Below are 24,707 nucleotides of genomic sequence, written 5' to 3'. Positions count from 1 at the left end.
AGCCTATACTGTAAGAGAAGCGCACCAGAAACTTAGCGGTGCAATTTTTCAGGATGGAGAAGAATATTTGTCTGGTTTTTGGGAAAATCTGGAGTAGACAGGAATTTTACATATGCATGGAGAATGATATAAGCAGTTTATTTCCTGCCACCATAGTTTTGTGATACAATCCATATACAAATCACAGCAAAAGGGGTTTGTATAATGGTAAGCGGGAGTCATGAAGGGTCCCTGTTATTTCAGGAACTGCCAATAGAGTGGAAGAAGTACAATATAAGGGGTGAATGGAATGTTCAAATTCAGCGATGAAAAACAGCAGTTAAAATGTTCTTTCTGCGGAAAATCGCAGGACCAGGTGCGAAAATTGGTCGCTGGTCCGGGTGTGTATATATGTGATGAATGCATTGAATTGTGCACGGAAATTGTTGAAGAGGAATTTGGCACGGAAGAAGAAGTGGAATTCAAAGACATTCCGAAACCGCATGAAATCCGTGAAATTCTTGCGGAATATGTAATCGGCCAGGAACAGGCGAAAAAATCGCTTGCGGTTGCCGTATATAACCATTATAAACGGATTAATTCCAACAGCAAAATTGATGAAGTAGAGCTGGCAAAAAGCAATATTTGCTTAATCGGGCCGACGGGGAGCGGGAAAACGTTGCTTGCGCAAACGCTGGCACGCATTTTGAATGTGCCGTTTGCGATTGCCGATGCCACATCGCTGACGGAAGCCGGCTATGTTGGAGAAGACGTCGAAAATATTTTGTTAAAGCTGATCCAGGCGGCTGATTATGATGTGGAAAAAGCGGAAAAAGGCATCATCTATATTGATGAGATTGATAAAATTGCCCGTAAATCGGAAAACCCTTCGATTACGCGCGATGTTTCCGGTGAAGGCGTGCAGCAGGCGCTCCTGAAAATTTTGGAAGGCACGGTTGCGAGCGTTCCGCCTCAAGGAGGGCGCAAACATCCGCACCAGGAATTTATCCAGATTGACACAACCAATATTCTGTTTATTTGCGGCGGTGCGTTTGACGGCATCGACCAGATCATTAAACGCCGCCTCGGCAAAAAAGTGATCGGTTTCGGCACCGATTTAAAAAATGACGAACTCGATGAAAAATCGCTCCTGAAGCAGGTACTGCCGGAAGATTTGCTTTCTTTCGGGCTGATTCCGGAATTCATCGGCCGCCTTCCGGTCATTGCCACTTTGGAACAATTGGACGAAGAGGCATTGATTAAAATTTTGACCGAACCGAAAAATGCGCTGGTCAAGCAGTATAAAAAAATGTTGGAACTCGACCATGTAGAATTGGAATTCGAACAGGATGCGCTGAAGGAAATCGCGAAAAAAGCGATCGAAAGAAAAACGGGTGCACGCGGCCTGCGTTCCATTATTGAAGGCATTATGCTCGATGTGATGTTCGACTTGCCGTCCCGGGAAGATATTAAAAAATGTATTGTCACAAAAGAATCCGTCCTGGACAAAGAATTCCCGCGGCTTGTGCTGAAAGACGGCACAGTCATTGAAGGCAGCGACCAGACAAAATCGGCATAAATAAAACGGAGCCGGGCTGCCCGCCGGCAATCCGGCGTGAACATTCTTTTTGAGCAGGAACCAGCCTCCGGCAGCAGGGGCAAATATTCTCGGTATTGGCACAGCGCCGGCAAAATGAAAAGCGAAGCAGAATAAAGAAGCAAAGGGCGAGCGGTGCGCTTGCCCTTTTTTCTTCCACTTACCCGTTCCCGGTTTTCAGAAATCCCCGTTTATTCCCTCCGGCAGCCGGAGATACTAGGTAAATAAGGAAGCGGCATGATCAGGCTGCAACTGAAATGCTTGGAGGGAATAGGATGAATTGGACGGGGATTGCCTTATTGATCCAGTTATTTTTCGGGGTCATAATCGGGCTTTACTTTTGGAACTTGTTAAAAAGCCAAAAAACACAAAAAATGACGATAGACAGGGAATCGAAAAAAGAAATGGAACAGTTGCGGAAACTGCGGGAAATTTCTTTATCTGTGCCGCTTTCGGAACGCGTCCGCCCGGCAGCGTTCGCGGATATTGTGGGCCAGGAAGACGGCATTAAAGCGCTGCGGGCGGCGCTTTGCGGCCCGAACCCGCAACACTGTATCATTTACGGGCCGCCCGGTGTCGGCAAAACGGCAGCGGCCCGGCTTGTGCTTGAGGAAGCCAAAAAAAATCCGAAATCCCCTTTTCAACACGGCGCTGTTTTTGTTGAACTGGATGCCACAACAGCCCGCTTTGATGAGAGGGGCATTGCCGATCCTTTAATCGGTTCCGTTCACGACCCAATCTACCAGGGGGCGGGCGCCATGGGGCAGGCCGGCATCCCGCAGCCGAAGCAGGGTGCGGTCACCTCTGCCCACGGCGGCGTCCTGTTTATTGATGAAATCGGGGAATTGCACCCGGTTCAAATGAATAAATTATTGAAAGTACTGGAAGACAGGAAAGTTTTTTTGGAAAGTGCGTATTACAATCCTGAAAACCGGGAAATTCCGCATCATATCCATGATATTTTCCAAAACGGGCTGCCTGCGGATTTCCGGCTGATCGGCGCAACGACCAGAACGCCGAACGAAATTCCGCCGGCCATCCGTTCGCGCTGCATGGAAGTGTTTTTTCGCGAACTTGACCGCAGCGAAATTAAACAGGTTGCAAAAAAGGCAGCTGATAAAATCCATATGGCAATCAGCGAAAACGGCCTGGACATTTTGGCGCAATATACCCAAAACGGCAGGGAAGCGGTCAATATGGTGCAAATTGCTGCAGGACTTGCGATCCAGGAAGGACAGGATTTTATCCGGGAGGAGGACCTGGAATGGGTGGCAACAGCCAGCCAGTTGTCGCCGCGCTATGAGAAAAGGGCCCCTGAACAGCCGGCGGCCGGCCTTGTCAACGGGCTTGCCGTAACCGGGCCGAACACAGGGATACTTCTTGAAATTGAAGTGGCGGCCATTCCGGCAAAAGAAAAGGGCAGCGTCAACATTACCGGGATTGTGGACGAAGAGAGCATCGGCGGCGAAGGGAAATCGGTCCGCAGAAAAAGCATGGCGAGAGGTTCCGCCGAAAACGTCATTACCGTTTTACGGACGATGGGTGTGCCCGCTGACCAGTATGACCTCCATGTCAATTTTCCGGGCGGGATTCCGGTTGACGGCCCCTCCGCCGGGATTGCGATGGCATGCGGCATTTATTCCGCCATTTATAAAATTCCTGTTGACCAGACAGCAGCCATGACAGGGGAAATCAGCCTGCACGGCAAGGTCAAACCGGTCGGCGGCGTGTATGCCAAAATAAAAGCAGCAAAACAGGCAGGCGCCAAAACGGTGATCATTCCTGCCGAAAACATGCAGGCCTCATTCAAGGAAATAACCGGCATTGCGATCGTTCCGGTCCGGCAGCTTGAAGAAGTCCTGGATATCGCATTAAAGAAACATTTTAACGACAATGCGCTCATAGGGGGTTAATGGATAGCCCTAAAAGACGTATCAAGATAGGGGTGCTGAGATGACAACACAATCCGCATACACAGTTCCTTTGCTTCCTTTACGGGGGATTCTTGTGTATCCATCGATGGTTTTGCACTTGGACGTCGGCCGGGACTACTCTGTACAGGCCCTTGAAAACGCCATGATGCATGGCAGCGAAGTTTTCATGACGACACAAAAAGACGTTTCCATCGAAGAACCAAAACAGGAAGATTTATACCAAACCGGAACGCTCACAAAAGTGAACCAGATGATGAAACTGCAGAACGGGACCATCCGCGTGCTCGTGGAAGGCGTGCGGCGCGCAAAAATTGTATCTTTTGAAGATGAAGGCACCTTCTATTCCGTCGAAGTCGAAACATTTGATGAGCGGTTTCTGCCGGATGCAGAAACGGAAGCGTTGATGCGCACGATGCTCGAATTTTTCAATCAGTACATCAGCCAGTCGAAAAAAATTTCGGGTGAAACCTTCCAAGCGGTCTCCGATATGGAAGACGGGGGCAAGGCGGCCGATATTATCGCATCCCATTTGCCGCTCCGCCTTCCGCAAAAGCAGGACATTCTCGAAACGATTGACATAAAAGAAAGAATTCGAAAGCTGATCGGGCTGATCAAAAATGAACAGGAAATTTTGCAGCTTGAAAAAGAAATCAGCCAGCAAGTGAAAAAGTCGATGGAGCGGACGCAAAAAGAATATTATTTGCGGGAACAAATGAAAGCCATCCAGAAAGAACTCGGGGATAAAGAAGGCAAAACGGCGGAAGTGCATGAGCTGCGCGAAAAAATTCTGAATGCCGGCATGCCCGAGCATGTGGCCAATACCGCGTTCAAAGAATTGGACCGGTATGAAAAAATTCCGGCCGCTTCGTCTGAAAGCGCGGTGATCCGCAATTATTTGGACTGGCTGATCACGCTCCCGTGGTCGAACGCTACAGAAGATGACCTCAACGTCGCAAAAGCGGAAAAGATTTTGAACGAAGACCACTACGGCCTTGAAAAAGTGAAGGAGCGCGTCCTTGAATACCTGGCGGTGCAGCAGCTGACCCGGTCGATCAAGGGGCCGATCCTTTGCCTTGCCGGGCCTCCGGGTGTCGGGAAAACGAGCCTGGCACGGTCAATTGCAAAATCTTTGGGCAGAAAATTTGTCCGCGTTTCGCTCGGCGGCGTGAGGGACGAATCGGAAATCCGCGGCCACCGCAGAACATATGTCGGCGCAATGCCGGGGCGGATCATCCAGGGCATGAAAAAAGCCGGCACGATAAATCCGGTTTTTTTGCTCGATGAAATCGATAAAATGGCCAGCGACTTTCGCGGCGACCCCTCAGCAGCGATGCTTGAGGTGCTTGATCCGGAACAGAACCATGCGTTCAGCGACCATTTTATTGAAGAGCCGTATGATTTGTCGAAAGTGATGTTCATCGCAACGGCCAACGATCTGTCTGCAGTTCCCGGCCCTTTGCGCGACCGGATGGAAATCATTTCGATCTCCGGTTATACGGAATTGGAAAAAATTGAAATTGCCAAGTCCCATCTGCTCCCTAAGCAAATAAAAGAAAACGGGCTTGCCCGCAATCAGCTGAGGATGGATGCGGAGGCTCTCCGCTTGATCGTGCGCCGCTATACGCGCGAAGCAGGCGTGCGCGGACTGGAACGGAGATTGGCCGAAGTTTGCAGGAAAACGGCGAAGATCATTGTATCCGGGAAAAGAAAACGGGTCACGGTCTCAGCAAAAAATATCGTTGACTTTCTGGGAAAGCCGCTTTTCCATTACGGGCAGGCCGAAATGGAAGACCAGGTTGGCGTGGCGACCGGGCTTGCCTACACGACTGTCGGCGGCGATACACTTCAGATCGAAGTGTCGCTTTCGCCGGGGAAAGGAAAGCTGGTCCTGACCGGAAAACTTGGGGATGTGATGAAAGAGTCCGCCCAGACCGCCCTCAGCTTTGTCCGCTCCAAAGCGGAAGCACTCGGGCTTGCGCCGGATTTCCATGAAAAGTATGATATTCATATCCACGTTCCGGAAGGCGCTGTGCCGAAGGATGGCCCTTCTGCCGGGATCACGATTGCAACCGCCCTGATTTCCGCACTGACGAAGCATGCCGTGCATAAGGAAGTCGGGATGACAGGCGAAATCACCCTGCGCGGCAGAGTACTCCCGATCGGCGGATTGAAGGAAAAATCGCTCGGCGCACATAGAGCGGGGCTGAAAAAAATTATTATTCCGAAAGAAAATGAGAGAGATTTGGATGACATTCCGGAAAGCGTGCGCGGGGATCTCCATTTTTACCCGGTCACGCATATGGATGAAGTCATTGAAATTGCCATTGCAGGTGAGGAGAAATGAAAGTAACGGAGGCAGAACTGGTCATCAGCGCGGTGCGGCAGGAGCAATATCCGGAAGGGCATTTGCCGGAAATTGCGCTTGCCGGCCGGTCAAATGTGGGAAAGTCTTCCTTTATTAATAAAATGATCAACCGCAAAGCCCTTGCCCGGACCTCTTCCAAGCCGGGGAAAACCCAGACGCTGAACTTTTACAAAATCGAAAACAAATTGTACTTTGTCGACGTTCCCGGCTACGGGTTTGCGAAGGTGTCGAAAAAAGAACGGGAAAAATGGGGCCAGATGATTGAGGCGTACATGACATCAAGAAAACAGCTGAAGACGGTCGTGCTCATTGTGGATGTCCGGCATCCGCCGACAAACGACGACTGCCTGATGTACAATTTTTTAAAGTATTACAAAATCCCGTGTATCGTCGTGGCCACAAAAGCCGATAAAATCCCGAAAGGCAAATGGGCATCCCATTTGAAAACGGCAAAAGAAACGCTGAATTTGGAAAAAGAAGACGAAATCATTTTATTTTCATCTGAAACAGGAGAGGGGAAGGACAAAGTGTGGGCTTCCCTGATGGAAAGAATCAAGTGAATAAAAGCCCGGGGCCAGCATGTGGGCGCCGGGCTTTTCTGCAGGCTTCGGGACCGCATCCGAAATAGTATTTATTCAGCCGGGCTTGTAGCGGCCCGTCCCCGGAATTTGCCGGTGGGGATCGCCTGGCCGTTTTTTTCGGGCGCACGGGCTGTTTGAATGCCCGGCTTTTACGGGCGGGTTATTTCTGCCCCCTTCTTTTCGCAAACAGCAGGTAGACGCCGATAACGACAAGCACGGCCGGCCAGAAATTGATCAGGGAAGAAACATTGTTCTCGACAAGGCCGAACCACCCCATCACTTTATCGGAAAACAGGAGCAGGATGGACAGCACGAGAAACAGCAGGCCGTAAAACGTGCCATCCCCGGTTTTTTGCGAACGGAGCAAAAAACCGATGGCAATGATGAGAACAAAGACCCCGATATTGTCCGGCCAAATTGCGATTTTGCCGGCAAGGTGGAAGTGGAGGCCGAACCCGACGAGAATGACCCCCGGCAAAATCGATTCCCCGTCCCGGCCCCAGTAGCCTTCGCCTAAAAAAGCGAGCCCGACAATGATCAACAGCGTCGGCCATGTAAAGTAATCCTTCATGCCGGTAAGGTCAAAACGCTGCAAATAAAAATACAGGCCGAACCCGATCAGGATAATCGCGGAAAAAATTTTGCGGCTTTTCAATGGGACACACTTCTTTCCTTCAATCTAGTTGCTTGAAACCATCGCCTGTTTCTGCTATTTTACAGGTAGGAATGGTTATTATGCCAAATGGGAAAAACGAGCTTTTTTCTTTTATTCATCTTAACATAGATCAACATTCAATCCTATGCATTTGGCAAGATAAAATGGGGGTGCCGGAGGGCAACAATGAGAATACTTACTGTCGGTTTAAACTATAAATCTGCGCCGGTTGAAATCCGCGAACAGCTGTCATTTGATGAGGCGGACCTCGCGGATGCGATGGCGGCGCTGCAAAAGAAAAAGAGCATTTTGGAAAATGTCATCGTGTCTACATGCAACCGTACGGAAATTTATGCGGTCGCCGACCAGGCGCATACCGGGCGTTATTATATTAAAGATTTTTTGTCGGAATGGTTCGGGATAGATAAGGAAGCATTTGCCCCCTATCTGCTTATTTACGAAGACAACGAAGCCATTGCGCATTTGTTTAAAGTGATTTGCGGGCTTGACTCGATGGTGCTTGGCGAAACGCAAATTCTCGGGCAGGTGAGAGACAGTTTTCTGCTGGCCCAAGCATCCGGTTCAACCGGCACCATTTTTAACCGCTTGTTCAAAGATGCGGTTACACTGGCAAAAAAAGCCCATACAGAAACGGAAATTGCTTCCAATGCCGTTTCGGTCAGTTATGCGGCTGTGGAGCTTGCGAAGAAAATTTTCGGCGGCATGGCTGATAAAAAAGTGGCCATCATCGGCGCCGGCAAGATGGGCGAACTGGCTGTGGAAAACATTCACGGCAGCGGCGCCACTCGGATTACCGTCATCAACCGCACGCCGGAAAAAGCCGGGCGCCTTGCCGCACGCTTCCATGGCGAGGCACTCGGGCTGTCATCTTTGGAAACCGCGCTTTTGGATGCGGATATCGCGATCACCTCCACTTCGGCAAAAGAGTACGTCCTTACAGCAGATATGCTGAAACCCATTGAAAAGAAACGGAACGGGCGCCCGCTGCTGCTTGTGGATATTGCCGTGCCGCGCAATATTGATCCGGAAGCCGCGTCCCTTGAATCCGTTTTCCTGTATGATATTGACGACCTGGAAGGCATCGTGGAAGCCAATCTGAAAGAACGGGAAAAAGCTGCCCGGCAGATTGCGGACATGATTTCCGATGCCGTTTGCGCATTCAATGAATGGGTCCATACACTCGGAGTGGTGCCGGTGATCACGGCGCTCCGGGAAAAAGCGCTCGCGATCCAGGCGGAAACGATGAAAAGCATTGAACGGAAGCTGCCGGACTTAACAGAACGCGAACGGAAAGTCATCAGCAAACATACAAAAAGCATCATCAACCAGATGCTGAAAGATCCGATTCTGCAGGCAAAAGAAATGGCGGGTTCGCCGGATGCAGCCCGGAATCTGGAACTGTTCCGCCAAATTTTCAATTTAGAAACAGAGACGGGGCAAGCGGAGCCGGCAGCCGAAATGGCGCGGCATGCAGTCCGCCCGTCCTATTCGGGTTAACCGGAGAGCCCGGCAATGTATGCCGTATGGACGGACAGGCTGCATGAAGGCATGATTTTGCTGTATGCCGCCAGTATTTTGCTTTATTTTCTTGACTTTCTCCACCGGAACCGGAAGGCCAACAAGGCTGCCTTCCGTTTTCTTTCCGTTGTCTGGGCATTGCAGACTTTGATATTTATCTTATATATGGCCCACACCAGACGGTTCCCTGTCTTGACATTGTCTGAGGGGCTTTATTTTTATGCATGGGCATTGCTGACGCTGTCTCTGGCCCTGAACCGCCTGCTGCGCGTTGACTTTACCGTGTTTTTTACAAACGTCATCGGCTTTTTCATCATGACGGTCCACGCTTTTGCGCCGGGGAAGGTCTCACAAGGGGCAGGGAGAAGGGTATCGGAACTTTTGCTCATGCATATTACGATGACGCTGATCGCTTACGTGCTGTTTTCCCTGTCCTTTGTCTTTTCCATTCTGTATTTATTACAATATAAGTGGCTGAAGGAAAAGAAATGGAACCACAGAATCTGGCGCCTGAATGATCTAGCAAAACTGGAGCGGCTTTCGAAATGGATGAATGCCATTGCGGTCCCGGTCCTTTTGCTCGGGCTGATTCTCGGGCTGGAATGGGCATACTTGCGGCTTCCGGCCATTCATTGGTTCGATCCGAAAATTGTCGGTTCGTTTGCCATGCTGCTTGTATACAGTTTTCTCCTGTATGCCGGCGAACGCCGCCGCATGTTCGGAAAAACACTGGCTTACTGGAATACGGCCGCTTTTTTGATCATTTTGATTAACTTTTTTCTAATTACGGGATTATCGGATTTTCATTTGTATTATTAGGAGGGTTGCCGGATGAGAACAATTGTCGTAGGGTCGAGGCGGAGCAAACTTGCCCTGACGCAGACGAAATGGGTGGTGGCGAAGCTTGAACAGCTCGGGCTGCCTTTTCGTTTTGAAATCAAGGAAATCACCACAAAGGGCGATAAAGTGCTCGATGTCACCCTGTCCAAAGTCGGCGGGAAAGGCCTGTTTGTCAAAGAAATTGAAGATGCCATGCTGCATCATGAAATTGACATGGCTGTACATAGCATGAAAGATGTGCCGGCTGTGCTTCCGGACGGGCTTGTGATCGGCTGCATTCCGGAGCGCGAAGATGTGCGGGACGCATTGATTTCCAAAAATGGCACCCCTTTTTCCGGCCTTAAGGAAGGGGCGGTTGTCGGGACAAGCAGCCTCCGCCGCGGCGCCCAGCTGCTTGCCGTAAGAAGCGATATCCGGATTAAGTCTGTTCGCGGCAATATTGATACAAGGCTGGAAAAATTAAAAAACGGGGATTACGATGCGATCGTCCTCGCGGCAGCCGGTTTAAAACGGATGGGCTGGAGTGCGGACACCGTCACCGAATTTTTTGACCCGGATATTTGCCTGCCTGCAATCGGGCAGGGCGCGCTGGCTGTCGAATGCCGCGCTGATGACGGGGAACTGCTCGATGCGCTCCGGGAGCTTGAGAGCGCAGAAACGGCGGAAACAGTAAGGGCGGAGCGCGTCTTCCTTGATAAAATGGAAGGCGGTTGCCAGGTACCGATTGCCGGCCTTGCGAAGAAAACGTCAGAAGGCATTTCCCTCACGGCCCTTGTCGCCTCCCCTGATGGCAAAACGGTTTACAAAGAAACGGTTGTCTCCCGCAACCCGGTAACAGCCGGAGAAAAGGCGGCAGATATTTTAAGCCGGCAGGGGGCAAAGGCGCTGATTGAACAAGTGAAAGCGGAGCTCGGGCAGCCATGACGGCAAACGGGCCTTTAAGCGGAAAAAACATTCTGGTCACAAGAGGCGGAAAAGACGGCGAAAAGCTCGCAGCACAAATTGAAGCGCTCGGCGGCACCCCTTTTGTCGTCCCGATGGTTGCCTTCCGTGCATATGCCGACCCGTCCGCACCTGTATTTTTGCGAAAACTGCCGGCATACGACTGGGTTGTGTTTACAAGCAAAAACGGGGTCCGTTATTTTTTGGAAGCATGCAGCCGTGCGGGTATAGCATGTGAGCATTTGAACATAAACTGGGCAGCCGTGGGGAAAAAGACGGCTGCCTGTATGGAACAGTCCGGTTTAAAGGTTTCCTTTGCACCCGGGAAGTTTACGGCAAAAGATTTTGCCCGGGAATTTATGCGGAGCGGGCACCGTGCAGGCCGCGTCCTTCTCCCGAAAGGAAACCTGGCCGGGACAGAAATTGCGGATTTTCTAAGAAAAAGCGGTATAATAGCAGAGGAATGGATTGTCTATGAAACGTATATGCCAGAAGGGGCAAAAGAAAAGCTTGCCCGCTTGCTCGGGCGGGAAACAATCGATTTTGCCCTGTTTTTAAGCCCGTCCGCCTTCCGCCATTTTAAAGGCGCGCTTGAGGAAAACGGCATAGATATCGCGGGGCTTTCAACCCGGATCGCAGTCATCGGCCCTTCAACCAGGCAGGCAGTGGAAAAAGCCGGAATCCGTGCAGCGGTTTGCCCGGATGAATACACCGTCGGGGCCATGCTTGGGGCATTATGCGATTTTGTCCGTTTAGAAGAAAAATAGCAAGAAACCGGCACGAACCCGGGATTGAAGCGGCCGGCCTGACAGACGGTTGCCGTGCATGGTTTGCCCGGGGGACAGCCGGGCGACGCTTGACCGCAAAGAAAAAATAGAAAAAGCGGGATGTGCCCGCCGCCGCAATCATCGCCAACAAGCCGGCCCGTCGTGCATATGCAATGCATTGCGGCATTCTACCAGTTTAGGAGGAAATAAAATGAAAGATTTGCAGTTTGCCCGCCACCGCAGGCTCCGCCAAAGCGCCAATATGCGGGCTTTGGTGCGCGAAACGAATGTAACAGTGAACGACTTGATTTATCCGATTTTTGCTGTTGAAGGCGAAAATGTTAAAAATGAAATTGCTTCGATGCCGGGTGTGTACCACTGGTCGCTGGACCGCCTCCATGAAATCATGGATGAAGTTGTTTCCCTCGGCATCAAATCCGTCATTTTATTCGGCGTACCGAACCATAAGGATGCAACCGGAACGGAAGCGTACCACGACCACGGCATCGTCCAGGAAGCCATCCGTTTCATCAAAAAAAATTACCCGGATATCATTGTCATCGCTGATACCTGCCTGTGCGAATATACCGATCATGGCCATTGCGGCGTTGTGGAAGACGGGAAAATTTTAAACGACCCGAGCCTTGACCTGCTTGCGAAAACGGCGGTCAGCCAGGCAAAAGCAGGTGCTGATATCATTGCGCCTTCGAATATGATGGACGGATTTGTCACAGCGATTCGCAAAGGGCTTGATGAAGCAGGCTTTGAAGATGTGCCGATCATGAGTTATGCGGTCAAATACGCATCCGCTTTTTACGGCCCGTTCCGCGAAGCCGCTGACAGCACCCCTGCTTTCGGGGACCGGAAAACCTACCAGATGGATCCGGCCAACCGGCTCGAAGCATTGCGTGAAGCGCAGTCGGATGTGGAAGAAGGGGCGGATTTTCTGATCGTAAAACCGACGCTTTCTTATCTTGATATCGTCCGTGATGTGCGGAATGAATTCCGCCTTCCAGTTGTCGGGTATAATGTGAGCGGAGAGTATTCCATGGTAAAAGGCGCTGCACAAAACGGCTGGATTGATGAAAAAGCGATTGTTCTTGAAATGATCACAAGCATGAAACGCGCCGGCTGCGATCTCATCATTACCTATTTTTCACTCGATATTGCCCGCTGGCTTGCGGAATAAACGGGAGGTTGAAAGATGCGCTCATATGAAAACTCAATCGAAGCATACAAAGAAGCGGTCACATTAATGCCGGGCGGGGTGAACAGCCCTGTCCGTGCCTTTAAAGCGGTCGGCATGAACCCGATTTTTATGGACCACGGCAAAGGCGCAAAAATTTATGATATTGACGGAAATGAATATATTGATTACGTGCTGTCATGGGGGCCGCTCATCCTTGGCCATGCCAATCCCAAAGTCGTGGATGCCCTGAAAAAAACGGCTGAAAAAGGGACGAGTTTCGGCACGCCGACGATCATGGAAAATAAACTGGCGTCACTCGTGAAAGAACGCGTGCCGTCGATTGAAATTGTCCGCATGGTCTCATCCGGTACGGAAGCCACGATGAGTGCTTTGCGCCTGGCAAGAGGTTATACAGGCCGGAATAAAATTTTAAAATTCGAAGGCAGCTACCATGGACATGGCGATTCGCTCCTGATCAAAGCAGGGTCGGGCGTTGCTACACTGGGTTTGCCGGACAGCCCCGGCGTGCCGCTCGGGATCGCGCAAAACACGATTGCCGTCCCGTACAATGATCTGGAAGCCGTCCGTTCGGCATTCGAGCAGTACGGGGAAGATATTGCCTGCATCATCGTCGAACCGGTTGCCGGCAATATGGGCGTTGTTCCGCCGAAGCCCGGCTTTTTGCAAGGGTTGCGCGATGTCACATCAGCATACGGCGCCCTCCTGATCTTTGATGAAGTGATGACCGGTTTCCGTGTCGACTATCACTGTGCACAAGGCTATTTTGATGTAACGCCTGATTTGACCTGCCTCGGCAAAGTAATCGGCGGCGGCCTTCCTGTCGGTGCATTTGGCGGACGGGCCGACATTATGGAAAAAATCGCACCGACCGGCCCTGTTTACCAGGCAGGGACTTTGTCCGGCAATCCGCTTGCGATGACGGCGGGATATGAAACATTGCGGCAGTTAACACCTGAAACGTATGCAGCGTTCAGGAGAAAAGCAGACCGCCTCGAACAGGGCTTTCATGAGGCAGCGGTGAAATACGACATCCCGCATACTATTAACCGGGCGGGATCGATGATTGGCATCTTTTTCACCAATGAAGAAGTCAATAATTTTGCATCAGCAAGAACTTCGGATTTGGATCTGTTTGCCCGCTACTACCGCGGCATGGCAGAAAACGGCATTTTCCTCCCGCCGTCCCAATTCGAAGGCATCTTCCTGTCCGCCGCGCATACGGATGATGATATTGACCGTACCGTCGAAGCAGCAGAAAAAACATTTAAGGCAATCCGCGGGTAAATCCTGCGGCTATGAACCGGCAAGTCCGAAAACGGATGAGCCGGTTTTTTTTGCGTCTTGTCCGCTGCGGGTGAGAGAAACGGCAATAAGGGAAAGCATGCTGGGTGCCCTGCGGTTTTGGACGGGTAACTTTGAAAACGGATGGGCCGGTTTTTACCGATCTATCACCGCATCCAATATTGCAGCAGAAAAGCCATTCAAGTGATTTGCGGATGCTGCGGTTTTTTTGCGATCATAAAAACCCCGATTGCTTCATACAGTGTAAATGACATATTCATTGGGATTTGGAGGAATTGAAGGGAGGAACCCGCTTTGCCGCAAAATCAATCGTCCATACGATTTTCATTAGAAGAATTGATTTGGTTTAAAAAAGGACAGGAAGTTGAAGAACTTTTATCGATATCATTGGATCCCCATATCACCATACAGGAATTGGAGCAGTATGTCGTGATCAAAGGCAATCTCTATTTATCCGGGGAGTACATTGGTTGCGGGGAAGAAGAAGGGGAAGATGTGCTGTTCAGGAAGTATGTGCAGGCGGTCCAGTACCGGGAAGAAGACGGTATATTTGAATTTTACCAATCTTTCCCGGTAGACGTTACCATTCCAAAGACAAGAATTGCGGATATTGAGGAGCTGGACGTCAATATAGAAGGTTTTGACTATCAGTTTCACGGAACCGATTGTTTAAAAATCAATGCGGATATTGCGATTGAGGGAATATTGCAAGACGGGGATGAGGAAGAAGACGAAGCAGAAACAGCGCCATACCCGGATTTAAACGGCAGGGAAACATATTTGGATGAGCCGGACGCAGCATATCAGGCGCCTTTCAGCCATTCCGAATGGGGCTTGGCGGAACAAGAAGAAGAGAGCGCCGAACTGCCCCGCCATTTTATGCAAGAAGCGGAAAGCTTTGAAGAAGTGCCTTTTCGTGCAGATGAGGAAAAGGCAGAAGAGGATGAATCTCACGTTGACCCGGAATTGTATACGCCTTTTACAATTGAATCGCGTGTGGTGCCGGAAGAATCGGTTGCTCAGCCGGAACCGTTCACAAACGAACTGAATGTATTGGAACCGGTCGAACTGCCAGAAGAGGAGGAGGAGAGCCTCTTGCCGGAAACAGGCGGAAAAAGGCCGGAAAGTGCTTCATGGCAGGCAGAAACAACCGCGCCGGTACGGGATGAATGGCATGGGGATCCGGCGTTTTCCAGTAATAATGAGTCTGCCTCGTTGGCGGAAAGCGGAGTGGTGCAGGACGAATGGCAGGCAGATCCTGAGTTACCTGGTAAAAATGAATCGGCATCGTTGGCGGAGAGCGGAGCGGCGCGGGATGAGTGGCACGCGGAGCCGGGGTTTTCCGGAAAAAACGAATCGGCATCGTTGGCGGAAAGTGAACCAGTGCAGAATGAATGGCATTTCGAAGCGGACTTTCCTGGTAAAAACGAGTCGGCATCGTTGGCGGAAAGTGAACCGGCGCAGGACGAATGGCAGGCCGGCCCGGAGTTACCTGATAAAAATGAGTCGGCATCGTTGGCGGAAAGCGGAGTGGCGCGGGATGAATGGCATGCGGAACCGGAGTTTTCCAGCAAAAACGAACCGGCATCAATAGCAGAAAGCGAATCAGTGCGGAATGAATGGCAGGCAGATCCGGTACGGGACGAATGGCCTCCTGATCAGGAATTGTCCGGAGAAACCGCATCCGTGTCCCGGACGGAGAGCAAAACGGCGCTGAATGAAGAATCTCTTGAGCCGGACGATTCCAGGAAGACTGAACCCGTTTTCCGGATTGAGAGCAAAGCAATGGAAGATGAATCTTCTGCTTATATCGAGCAAGAATCGCCTGAAAAATACGAATCCTCTTCTGAAGCCGGCGGCGAAACGATGGTGGAAGAGTCGCCTGAAAGCGAAGGAAAAACAGAGGAAGAGCCGGAAGAAAAGGATTCGGCTGACAAGAAGAAAAAGAAGCAAAAATACGAATCCATTTCACTTGCCGACTTTTTTGCCCGGAGAGATGAAGAAAAGCCTGCCAAGTTAAAGGTTTGCATCGTCCAAAGCGGGGAGACGCTCGACCAGCTTGCTGAAAAATACAATATCAATGTCCAGCAGATTTTAAGGATGAACCATTTGGAAGTGAATCAGGATGTGTATGAGGGGCAAGTGCTGTACGTTCCCGCCAACGCGCGCGCCGAAAAAAATCACTGAGCCCGGGCATTCACAGGCACGGGCGTCCAGGTGAAGATGCATTGGCATTCAGAGCCTGCGTTAACATAGAATTGACCGCGTAAAGGAAGCGTGCAAAATATGCGTCTTCCTTACTCAGAGTGTGTTTCCGTGAAGGAAGCGTGCAAAAGCGGGGGCCTTGCCTAACCCGGCGTGCGCCTGTGTGAAGGAAGCAGGCAAAACTTAGTGTCTTCCTTAGCCTAAAGCGGTCTATGTTCAGGCATCAAGCAAAATGAAAGTCTTCCGAACCCGGAAGGCGCCTGCGTCCAAGCTGCGGCGAATGCGGCGCCAGCGGGGAATGAAAATGAGCAAGCGCCTATTTTTGAGGAGTAACGCTCTAAGAAGGTGAAACGGGTGACTGACCTTTCGCAGCAGGACATCAATCGGATTGTGAAGCATTACGGCCTGAACACTGAATATGTCGGGCGGTACGGAAAAGTGTATAAAATTTATACCGGCCAGGGTATTTTTGCTTTAAAAAAAATTGCACCGCAAAACGGGATGGGATTTATCCGGCATGTCCAGTCCCTGTACCAGCGGGGGTATAACCGTATTGTCCCGGTCTATCCCACGTTGGACGGCCGTTACGGGGTGCTGTATAACGGGGCATTGTACTATTTAATGCCCTGGCTGCCAAACGAAGAAAAAGAAGCACGCGGCGAGAAACATCAAAAAATGTTCAGGGAACTCGCGCGCCTGCACAGCTTGTCCGTCAAAGATACGGAGGTCTCAATAGAAAAACGGCGGGAATACTATGAAGAAACCCTTTCCCGCTGGTACGGGCAGCAGGATTTTTTAGAAGAGTTCCTTGAACGGTGTGAAGAGCAGGTCTATATGTCCCCGTTTGCCCTGTTGTACTGCACCTTTTACAATGAAACGAACCAGGCGCTCAAATTCTCGATCCAGCAGCTGGAAAACTGGTATGAACAATCGAAAGAGATGGAGAAAGCGAGAACGGTGACCATCCACGGAAAAATTTCAACGGAGCATTTCCTGTACGATGAACGCGGGCTCGGATACTTCACCAATTTCGAACTGGCAAAAACCGCTGCGCCTTTTTATGACCTGCTTCCCTTCTTGTCGCGGGCGCTCGACTCCTATCCGAGCCGGTTTGACGACTGCGTGGACTGGGTGAAGACCTACTTCAGCTATTTTCCGCTTAAGGAAGATGAAAAAAGCTTATTTTTCAGCTATCTCGCTTATCCCGCACCGATCATCCAAACCGTGGAGGAATACTTTGCAAATGAAGGGAAACGCCATGAAGCGAGAGCAGTCGCGAAACTGCAGGAAAAGTACTGGCGGATGAAAAATACCGAGTATGTCGTCATGCAGTTGTCACAAGGGACCGCCCCCGCGTCATGAAAAGCAGGGACGGCCATTAAAACCATTCATACTGGAACCCGAGATAAATGAGAATAAATATGGCAAGCAGCAGGACGTCAAACGTGGTCGGAAAAATAATCGTGCGGATGGCCTGAAAGACGGAGAACGGAAGAATCAGCTGCTTGCACACTTTTTTTGCATTCCGCCCCCAAGTACGGACGGCCTGTTTGTCAATTTTTTTCTTCATCATCATCCACCTATCCCTCAAAGATAATGTATGAAAAGCGGGCGGATAAGTGAATCCGTTGCATATTTTTTCTAAAAATGGGCAATGCTATTGACGATTTTCAAAAAAACCGATACCATAAACTATAGCCAATTTCAAAAATCAAAATACAATGAACGGGAAGAGTACAGATTTTGTTTCCATGCAGAGAGGGGAATCAGCTGCTGAAAGATTTCCTATGCGAAACAGGCTGGAAGGTCGCCCGGGAGTAGCTTTTGTGAACCCGATAATAGCAAAAGCCGGCGAAGTGCCGTTAATGACCCGAGAGTGCCGGGCATCCGTTTGCCCGTGAAAAAAGGTGGTACCGCGAACAGACTCCTTTCGTCCTTTTATGGCGAAGGGAGTTTTTGTGTTTATCCGCAAAAAACGCAGAAAGGAATGATACAAATGGAACAGCAGGACATCAGCATGCCGACCAAATATGATCCGCAGGCTGTTGAAAAAGGGCGCTATGAATGGTGGGTGAACGGCAAATTTTTCGAAGCAAAAGGCGATCCGGAAAAGAAGCCGTACACGATTGTGATTCCGCCGCCGAACGTAACCGGCAAGCTCCATCTCGGCCATGCCTGGGATACGGCTTTGCAGGATATTTTAACCCGGATGAAACGGATGCAGGGCTATGATGTGCTCTGGCTGCCGGGGATGGACCACGCCGGGATTGCAACGCAGGCAAAAGTGGAAGCCAAACTGCGTGAAGAAGGCAAATCCCGCTATGACCTCGGCCGCGAGAAGTTTACGGAAGAAGCATGGAAGTGGAAAGCGGAATACGCTCACTTTATCCGCAAACAATGGGCGAAACTCGGCCTCGGGCTCGATTATTCGCGCGAACGTTTTACGCTCGATGAAGGGCTGTCAAAAGCTGTAAAAGAAGTATTTGTTTCGCTTTATAAAAAAGGCTTGATTTACCGCGGCGAGTACATCATCAACTGGGACCCGGAAACGAAAACGGCGCTTTCCGATATTGAAGTAGTCTACAAAGAGGTGCAGGGCGCATTTTACCATCTGGCATACCCGTTAAGCGACGGTTCCGGCACGATTGAAATCGCGACAACGCGCCCCGAAACGATGCTGGGTGATACGGCGGTCGCTGTCCACCCGGATGATGAACGCTACAAACATTTAATCGGGAAAACGATTGTATTGCCAATCGTCGGCCGCGAAATTCCGATTATCGCAGACGAGTATGTTGATATGGCATTTGGTTCCGGCGCCGTAAAAATTACACCGGCCCATGACCCGAACGACTTCGAAGTCGGGAACCGCCACAATCTCGAACGCATCCTTGTGATGAACGAGGACGGCACAATGAATGAAAATGCCGGAAAATACAAAGGCATGGACCGGTTTGAATGCCGCAAACAGATCGTGAAGGACTTGAAAGCACTCGGCGTTCTTGTCAAAGTGGAAGACCATCTCCATTCGGTCGGCCATTCCGAACGGAGCGGCGCGGTTGTCGAACCGTATTTGTCCACGCAATGGTTTGTGAAAATGCAGCCGCTCGCTGATGCCGCGGTAAAACTGCAGGCGTCGGAAGGAAAAGTCCATTTTGTGCCGGAACGCTTTGAAAAAACCTACTTGCACTGGATGGAAAATATCCGCGATTGGTGCATTTCGCGCCAGCTCTGGTGGGGCCACCGGATTCCGGCCTGGTACCATAAAGAAACCGGCGAAGTATATGTTGACACCGAGCCGCCCCGTGACATCGAAAACTGGGAACAGGATCCGGACGTGCTCGATACGTGGTTCAGCTCGGCGCTCTGGCCGTTTTCGACAATGGGCTGGCCTGATGAAGAAGCGGAAGACTACAAGCGTTATTATCCGACCGATACGCTTGTGACCGGCTATGATATCATTTTCTTCTGGGTATCGCGGATGATTTTCCAGGGGCTTGAGTTTACCGGCAAACGCCCGTTCAAAGATGTCCTGATCCATGGCCTTGTCCGCGACGAGCAGGGGCGGAAAATGAGCAAATCGCTCGGCAACGGCGTCGACCCGATGGAAGTAATCGACAAATACGGCGCGGACTCGCTCCGCTATTTCCTTACTACCGGCAGCGCGCCCGGCCAGGATTTGCGTTTCAGTTACGAAAAAGTCGAAGCGGTCTGGAATTTCGCCAATAAAATTTGGAACGCCTCCCGTTTTGCGCTTATGAACATGAACGGGCTGAAATACGAAGAAATTGACCTTTCCGGTGAAAAATCAGTCGCTGACAAATGGATTTTAACGCGTTTGAACGAAACGATCGAAACCGTTACAAAACTGGCGGACAAATACGAATTCGGCGAAGCCGGGCGCATGCTTTACAATTTTATCTGGGACGATTTCTGCGACTGGTACATTGAAATGGCAAAACTGCCGCTTTACAGCGAAGATGAAGCAGCGAAGAAAACGGCGCGCTCGGTCCTCGCGTATGTGCTCGACAATACGATGCGGCTTTTGCACCCGTTCATGCCGTTTATTACCGAGGAAATTTGGCAAAACCTGCCGCATCAGGGGGAATCGATCACAACAGCCGCGTGGCCGGAAGCGGACGAAAGCCTTACGGATGCCGCGGCCAGCGAAGAAATGAAACTGCTTGTCGACATCATCCGTTCTGTCCGCAATATCCGCGCCGAAGTGAACACGCCGTTAAGCAAAAAAATCAAACTGCATTTGAAAGCGAAAGACGAGACGGTCTTAGCGGCTTTAAAACGAAACGAAGCGTACATTACCCGTTTCTGCAACCCGGATGAATTGAAAATGGGGCTTGACCTTGAGGCGCCGGACAAAGCCATGACTGCGGTCGTTTCCGGTGTGGAACTGTTCCTGCCGCTTGAAGGGCTGATCAATTTTGAAGAAGAACTGGCACGGCTCAGGAAAGAGTTGGAAAAATGGAATAAAGAAGTTGAACGCGTCCAGAAAAAACTGTCCAATGAAGGGTTCCTGAAAAAAGCGCCGGAAAAAGTCGTTGCCGAAGAACGGGCAAAAGAAAAAGACTATCTCGAAAAACGAAGCGCCGTCGAAACGCGCATCAGAGAACTTGAAAACCAGTAACACAAGGGCGGAAGGCGAATTCTTTACGGATTCGTCTTCCTTGCATACGGGAGGAAAGGCAAATGTTTGAAACCTATGAAGAAGCGGTCGGCTGGATCCGGTCCTGCTCGAAATTCGGGATGAAACCGGGGCTTGAACGGATGCAGTGGCTGATGGAAAAATTGCACCACCCGGAACAAAAAATCCGGACGGTCCACGTGGCCGGGACGAACGGAAAAGGGTCGACCGTCACCTTTTTGCGCAATATTTTAGAGCAGGCAGGATTACTGGTTGGCACCTTTACTTCCCCATATATTGAGCAGTTTAACGAAAGGATCAGCGTAAACGGAACGCCGGTGACGGATGCAGACCTCGTCCGGCTTACAAACGAGATCCGCCCGCTTGCAGAAGAACTGGAGCACACAGCATTCGGCGCACCGACAGAGTTTGAAGTCATTACAGCGATGTCACTTTTGTATTTTGCCGGGATCCGGCCGGTGGATATTGTTATCTATGAAGTCGGCCTTGGCGGCAGGCTTGATTCCACAAACGTCATCACACCGCTTGCCAGCCTGATTACCAATATCGGCCATGACCATATGAATGTGCTTGGCCATACGATTGCAGAAATCGCCTCTGAAAAAGCGGGCATTATCAAACACGGGGTGCCGGTTGCAACAACAGCCATGCTGCCTGATGCGCTGGCGGTAATTGAAGAAAAAGCGGCAAAAGAAAAGGCGCCGCTTTTCCGTGCCGGGAAGGAATTTTCTTTCGCGGAGATCGGCGGGGATCTAACCGGTGAACAGTTCCGTTTTGCTTCCCCGTACGGCGCCTATGACCGTTTGTCGATCACGATGATGGGGCGCCATCAGATTTACAATGCCGCCCTTGCTGTTATGGGGGCGGAACTGTTACAGCATTTCCACCATTTCCGCATCCCGCAGCATGCGCTGGAAAAAGGCCTTCTCGAAAGCAAATGGATCGGCCGTTTTGAAAAACTGCTGGATGACCCGCCCGTTATCATTGACGGCGCCCACAACCCGGAAGGCATTGATAGCCTGATCGAAACGATGGACACCCATCTGCGCGGAAAAAAAATCCGCATGATTTTTTCCGCACTTGGCGACAAAGACTTGGATCACATGATTCCAAAACTCGACCAAAAAACAGACGAAATCATTTTCACAACTTTTGATTTTCCAAGAGCCATTCCGGCAGAGGTGTTGTATAAGATAAGCCGTCATCAAAATAAATCATTTTCTAAGGATTGGAAAGAAACCGTACGCACCAAAATAAAAGAAATGAAAGGCTCAGAAGATGTTTTAGTGATTACAGGGTCCTTATACTTTATTTCAAAAGTCCGGAAATACATTTTGGGCCAATCAGAGAGAAATGGGCAGAGCTGAAAAAGTTCTGCCCTTTTTGTTTATTTGTTCTTTTGTTGAATTACTTTCCCGGCGCTTTTTGATAAAATAAGTTTTATAGGTAAGAAGGCTCATGACAAAATGCTTACGGAGGTTGCTATGAAAAAACCCCTTTTTAAAAACAGCCGGGGATTTACACTTGTCGAAGTGCTGGCTTCGATTACGATTTTAGCGATTGTGATGCTTACAGTGGGCGCCATCTTGGCCAATAATGCGGGCGTGACAAAAAAAGCGGATGACTCGCTGTCTGCATTGCAAATTGCAACCGGGATATTAAGAGCTTACCAGAAAAAAAACTTTAATGAAGTGCAGCAGATGGCGAACACCACACAACAGGCTGATATTCAATCGGTTTTAGGGCTGGACAGCGATGCGGAAATTTCCGGTTATAAGGCATATGTGTCCGTTTCCCTTCCGGCGGATTCTTCTCTTTCTGATCGCCTCCTGCTGGTCAAAGTGAAAGTCGACACTGGAAATAATCCAAAGCCAGTTGAAGTGAAAGGGTATGTGAAAAAATGAAATGCCGGAATGAAAAAGGGCTCACTTTAGTAGAATTACTGGCGGCTGTTACCATTTCATTTATCATTATCGGGGTTATTTATGCCGTTTTAAATTCGGTGATCACCCAATCCAAAAGCGACATGGCCCGTAAATACTTTGTCAAAGAACAAACGGCAATTTTGCAATATATGGAGAGAACAATGGAAAATATAGACGACGTTGAACCTGATGACGAAAGTGATGACGGGACTTTTACCCGTTTCAAAGCAGTGGCTATCAATATAGATGTTGCGGGTGACGGTACCTACCAGGAAAGTTCAACAGACAAGACAATCGCTGTATCAGACGGGAATTTGTCGGTAGGAGGCACCATTGTAAACAGCGATGAAATTTCACTTGACGGGACAACTTTTACGGTCGAGAACGGCAGCCTGATATGCCATTTTGTAATGAAAGACACGCAAAATCATTTCGAGAAAAAGATCTATGCCGCTTATAAACTGGGCGAAGAGGGGGATCAATGATGCATGTTTTAAAAGAAGAGAAGGGGTATACGCTTGTGACAGTGCTTCTCATTTTCGCAGTCGCGGCGATCATCACCGTTTCGCTCGTATCCGCATCCGTCAGCACTTTTAAAACAGTAAAAGTATCTGAAACGGGCACCCAGGATAAATTAAACGCGGAAATGGTGGCTGATGAAGCGACTGCTTTAATTGAGAAACAAGTTGACAGCATCAACAGTGTTATTGCAACCGGGACTGTCATGCCAAGCCAGCTGATCAGCATGCTTCAGGCAGCAATAACCAACATACAGCAACAGAAAAACGGCAAATGCAGCATCGCATATAAAACATTGAAAGACGGGACAGCACCAGACGGCATTGTTTTGGGCAAAGTCACCATTTCCGTTCCGGTCGGAAAGTCCGGAAAAACGTTAACGAAGGTAATGACGCTTTCCACTGTCTCGGATGTTTTTCAATATACAGCCGTGACACCGTCGAATATGTATTTGTACGGATCCCCTTATATTATCGGAGATGTGAACATCGGTGGAAATTTGTATGTTTCAAATTACGGGAACTATATAGATGGGTATACGAAATATATTCAAACTTACTATCCGGCTATCAATGGGACGTTAACTGTGAAGGGAAGATATTATGAGGCCGGTCAGCAGCCGGTCGGAAAAGGGATATCAACGCCGGTATACAACTTTTATTCATGGAATACATTTGGACCTGAAAGCTTCAAAAAGTACTTTTCTGTTGCCCCGGTTGTGAAAAATCGCCAGTTAACTGTTGATAAAATAAATATAGGCGATGTGATTACGGCCAAGGCGCTGAAATGGCCGGAAAATGTAGAAAAAAATTCCTGCGATTCTTACAATATAGACAAGAATGGGAACGCTTTTGGTTATGATGTAACAGCCAGCCAGGTTGGCAGTCAACCGATAAAAGGAAACTTGTACGTTGGCGATGATTTAATCGTTGAGGAAAACAAAAGCCTGACTGTAAATGGGGATCTTTATGTAAAAGATGTTTTGACTGTCAAAGGGAATTTAACAGTAAAAGGCAAAATTTACGTAGGCGGTAATGCCGATTTAAACGGAGTGCTGTCGACAGGGGCGGATAAGTATATTTATATTGCCGGAAATGCTACTTTAAGCGACGTTTCAGCATTAAATTTAAACGGGGTGATGTATGTCAACGGTTCCCTTACGAGCAAGGGGGATGTCAATACGAACGGCAGCATTTATGTACGTGGAAACGCAGACGTCGAGAATTTCTCGAACAGTAACGGCACGCTTATTTTACTCTGTGATGGAAATATTCAGCTGTACAACAATAATTTGTATAAGGACAACCCAAAAGTGATTGATGCTTATCTCTATTCAAATAGTAACTTATTTATATACGGAATCGGATCAAACTTGAAAATTAACGGCGGGATTTACGGAAACACCATTAGCTTAAGTGCATCAAGGGGCAGAACGATTAATAAGCCAATCTATGATTGGTTCAAGATAATCTTAATTGGTTATAAATTGGAGTTTCAAAATCCCCAGCCTGCGGATCCTGCAAAGTCCAGACTGACCGTTAATTTTAAAAAAGATATGATTTTAAACCCGCCGAAAGGGATCCCGACCGTGAATAAAGTAACTTTGAAAGAAATCAATACATCGGTCCAATAAGATACAGTTAAAAAGATGCAGTACAATCTTCCCTTCCACCGTGATTTATAATAA

Annotated in this window: 19 protein-coding genes and 1 other annotated feature; of the genes, 17 read left to right on the top strand and 2 right to left on the bottom strand. The window is 49.4% G+C overall.

Translation table 11 applies throughout. The features are described 5' to 3' along the window. Positions 1-289 precede the first annotated feature (289 nt). From clpX to yihA, 4 genes are all read left to right on the top strand, one after another. Complete coding sequence (gene clpX / locus NSQ19_RS09405; protein WP_029142254.1) at positions 290-1,558, top strand: ATP-dependent protease ATP-binding subunit ClpX; 1,269 nt, start codon at positions 290-292, stop codon at positions 1,556-1,558. 293 nt (positions 1,559-1,851) lie between these two features. After that, positions 1,852-3,489, top strand: a complete 1,638-nt coding sequence (gene lonB / locus NSQ19_RS09400) for an ATP-dependent protease LonB (protein WP_013859842.1) — start codon at positions 1,852-1,854, stop codon at positions 3,487-3,489. A 40-nt stretch (positions 3,490-3,529) separates the two neighbouring features. Then, a complete protein-coding gene (gene lon, locus NSQ19_RS09395; RefSeq protein ID WP_340702763.1) occupies positions 3,530-5,854 on the top strand; it encodes an endopeptidase La in 2,325 nt (774 codons plus the stop codon). Further along, complete coding sequence (gene yihA, locus NSQ19_RS09390; protein WP_258921363.1) at positions 5,851-6,435, top strand: ribosome biogenesis GTP-binding protein YihA/YsxC; 585 nt, start codon at positions 5,851-5,853, stop codon at positions 6,433-6,435. Before lon ends, yihA begins: the two co-directional genes overlap by 4 nt. A gap of 181 nt (positions 6,436-6,616) precedes the next feature. Here yihA and NSQ19_RS09385 read toward each other — a convergent pair whose 3' ends face one another. Then, a complete protein-coding gene (locus NSQ19_RS09385; protein WP_340702762.1) occupies positions 6,617-7,111 on the bottom strand; it encodes a LiaI-LiaF-like domain-containing protein in 495 nt (164 codons plus the stop codon). Between the two features lie 186 nt (positions 7,112-7,297). On the opposite strand from NSQ19_RS09385, the gene hemA reads away from it, so the two are divergent. From hemA to ysxE, 8 genes are all read left to right on the top strand, one after another. Then, entirely contained in the window at positions 7,298-8,629 is a 1,332-nt protein-coding gene (gene hemA / locus NSQ19_RS09380; RefSeq protein WP_019720883.1) for a glutamyl-tRNA reductase, read from the top strand. A gap of 15 nt (positions 8,630-8,644) precedes the next feature. Continuing rightward, positions 8,645-9,469 (top strand): cytochrome c biogenesis protein CcsA, encoded by an 825-nt coding sequence (ccsA, locus tag NSQ19_RS09375; RefSeq protein ID WP_340702761.1) that lies wholly within the window; start codon positions 8,645-8,647, stop codon positions 9,467-9,469. A 12-nt stretch (positions 9,470-9,481) separates the two neighbouring features. Then, positions 9,482-10,414 carry a hydroxymethylbilane synthase gene (gene hemC, locus NSQ19_RS09370; RefSeq protein ID WP_340702760.1) on the top strand — a complete coding sequence of 311 codons (933 nt, stop codon included), beginning with the start codon at positions 9,482-9,484 and terminating at the stop codon, positions 10,412-10,414. Next, positions 10,411-11,199 carry a uroporphyrinogen-III synthase gene (locus tag NSQ19_RS09365; protein ID WP_340702759.1) on the top strand — a complete coding sequence of 263 codons (789 nt, stop codon included), beginning with the start codon at positions 10,411-10,413 and terminating at the stop codon, positions 11,197-11,199. Before hemC ends, NSQ19_RS09365 begins: the two co-directional genes overlap by 4 nt. A 211-nt stretch (positions 11,200-11,410) precedes the next feature. Then, entirely contained in the window at positions 11,411-12,388 is a 978-nt protein-coding gene (hemB, locus tag NSQ19_RS09360) for a porphobilinogen synthase (RefSeq protein ID WP_013859834.1), read from the top strand. Positions 12,389-12,403: 15 nt separating this feature from the next. Further along, positions 12,404-13,693 carry a glutamate-1-semialdehyde 2,1-aminomutase gene (gene hemL, locus NSQ19_RS09355; RefSeq protein WP_013859833.1) on the top strand — a complete coding sequence of 430 codons (1,290 nt, stop codon included), beginning with the start codon at positions 12,404-12,406 and terminating at the stop codon, positions 13,691-13,693. Between the two features lie 312 nt (positions 13,694-14,005). Further along, the gene (locus NSQ19_RS09350; RefSeq protein ID WP_340702758.1) at positions 14,006-15,898 is read left to right on the top strand and encodes a LysM peptidoglycan-binding domain-containing protein; all 1,893 of its coding nucleotides are present in this window, start codon (positions 14,006-14,008) and stop codon (positions 15,896-15,898) included. 363 nt (positions 15,899-16,261) lie between these two features. After that, complete coding sequence (gene ysxE / locus NSQ19_RS09345; protein WP_019720878.1) at positions 16,262-17,278, top strand: spore coat protein YsxE; 1,017 nt, start codon at positions 16,262-16,264, stop codon at positions 17,276-17,278. Between the two features lie 16 nt (positions 17,279-17,294). Here ysxE and NSQ19_RS09340 read toward each other — a convergent pair whose 3' ends face one another. Next, a complete protein-coding gene (locus NSQ19_RS09340) occupies positions 17,295-17,486 on the bottom strand; it encodes a hypothetical protein (protein WP_017553791.1) in 192 nt (63 codons plus the stop codon). Between the two features lie 142 nt (positions 17,487-17,628). Continuing rightward, positions 17,629-17,857 (top strand) — a binding site (T-box leader). A gap of 55 nt (positions 17,858-17,912) precedes the next feature. Between NSQ19_RS09340 and NSQ19_RS09335 the strand changes: the two genes are divergently transcribed. From NSQ19_RS09335 to NSQ19_RS09315, 5 genes are all read left to right on the top strand, one after another. Continuing rightward, positions 17,913-20,558 (top strand): valine--tRNA ligase, encoded by a 2,646-nt coding sequence (locus NSQ19_RS09335; protein WP_017553790.1) that lies wholly within the window; start codon positions 17,913-17,915, stop codon positions 20,556-20,558. Between the two features lie 62 nt (positions 20,559-20,620). After that, the gene (locus NSQ19_RS09330; protein WP_340702757.1) at positions 20,621-21,943 is read left to right on the top strand and encodes a bifunctional folylpolyglutamate synthase/dihydrofolate synthase; all 1,323 of its coding nucleotides are present in this window, start codon (positions 20,621-20,623) and stop codon (positions 21,941-21,943) included. Positions 21,944-22,060: 117 nt separating this feature from the next. After that, the gene (locus NSQ19_RS09325) at positions 22,061-22,480 is read left to right on the top strand and encodes a prepilin-type N-terminal cleavage/methylation domain-containing protein (protein WP_029141301.1); all 420 of its coding nucleotides are present in this window, start codon (positions 22,061-22,063) and stop codon (positions 22,478-22,480) included. Beyond that, entirely contained in the window at positions 22,477-22,986 is a 510-nt protein-coding gene (locus NSQ19_RS09320; protein ID WP_340702756.1) for a prepilin-type N-terminal cleavage/methylation domain-containing protein, read from the top strand. The genes NSQ19_RS09325 and NSQ19_RS09320 overlap by 4 nt, the downstream gene beginning before the upstream one ends. Next, on the top strand, positions 22,986-24,653 hold the full coding sequence (locus NSQ19_RS09315) for a polymer-forming cytoskeletal protein (RefSeq protein ID WP_340702755.1): 1,668 nt from the start codon (positions 22,986-22,988) through the stop codon (positions 24,651-24,653). Before NSQ19_RS09320 ends, NSQ19_RS09315 begins: the two co-directional genes overlap by 1 nt. The last annotated feature ends 54 nt before the right edge of the window (positions 24,654-24,707 follow it).

The sequence above is a fragment of the Weizmannia sp. FSL W8-1119 genome (assembly GCF_038008605.1).
Lineage (GTDB): Bacteria > Bacillota > Bacilli > Bacillales > Bacillaceae_C > Weizmannia > Weizmannia coagulans.
This window is presented reverse-complemented; position numbering and strand designations above follow the sequence as displayed.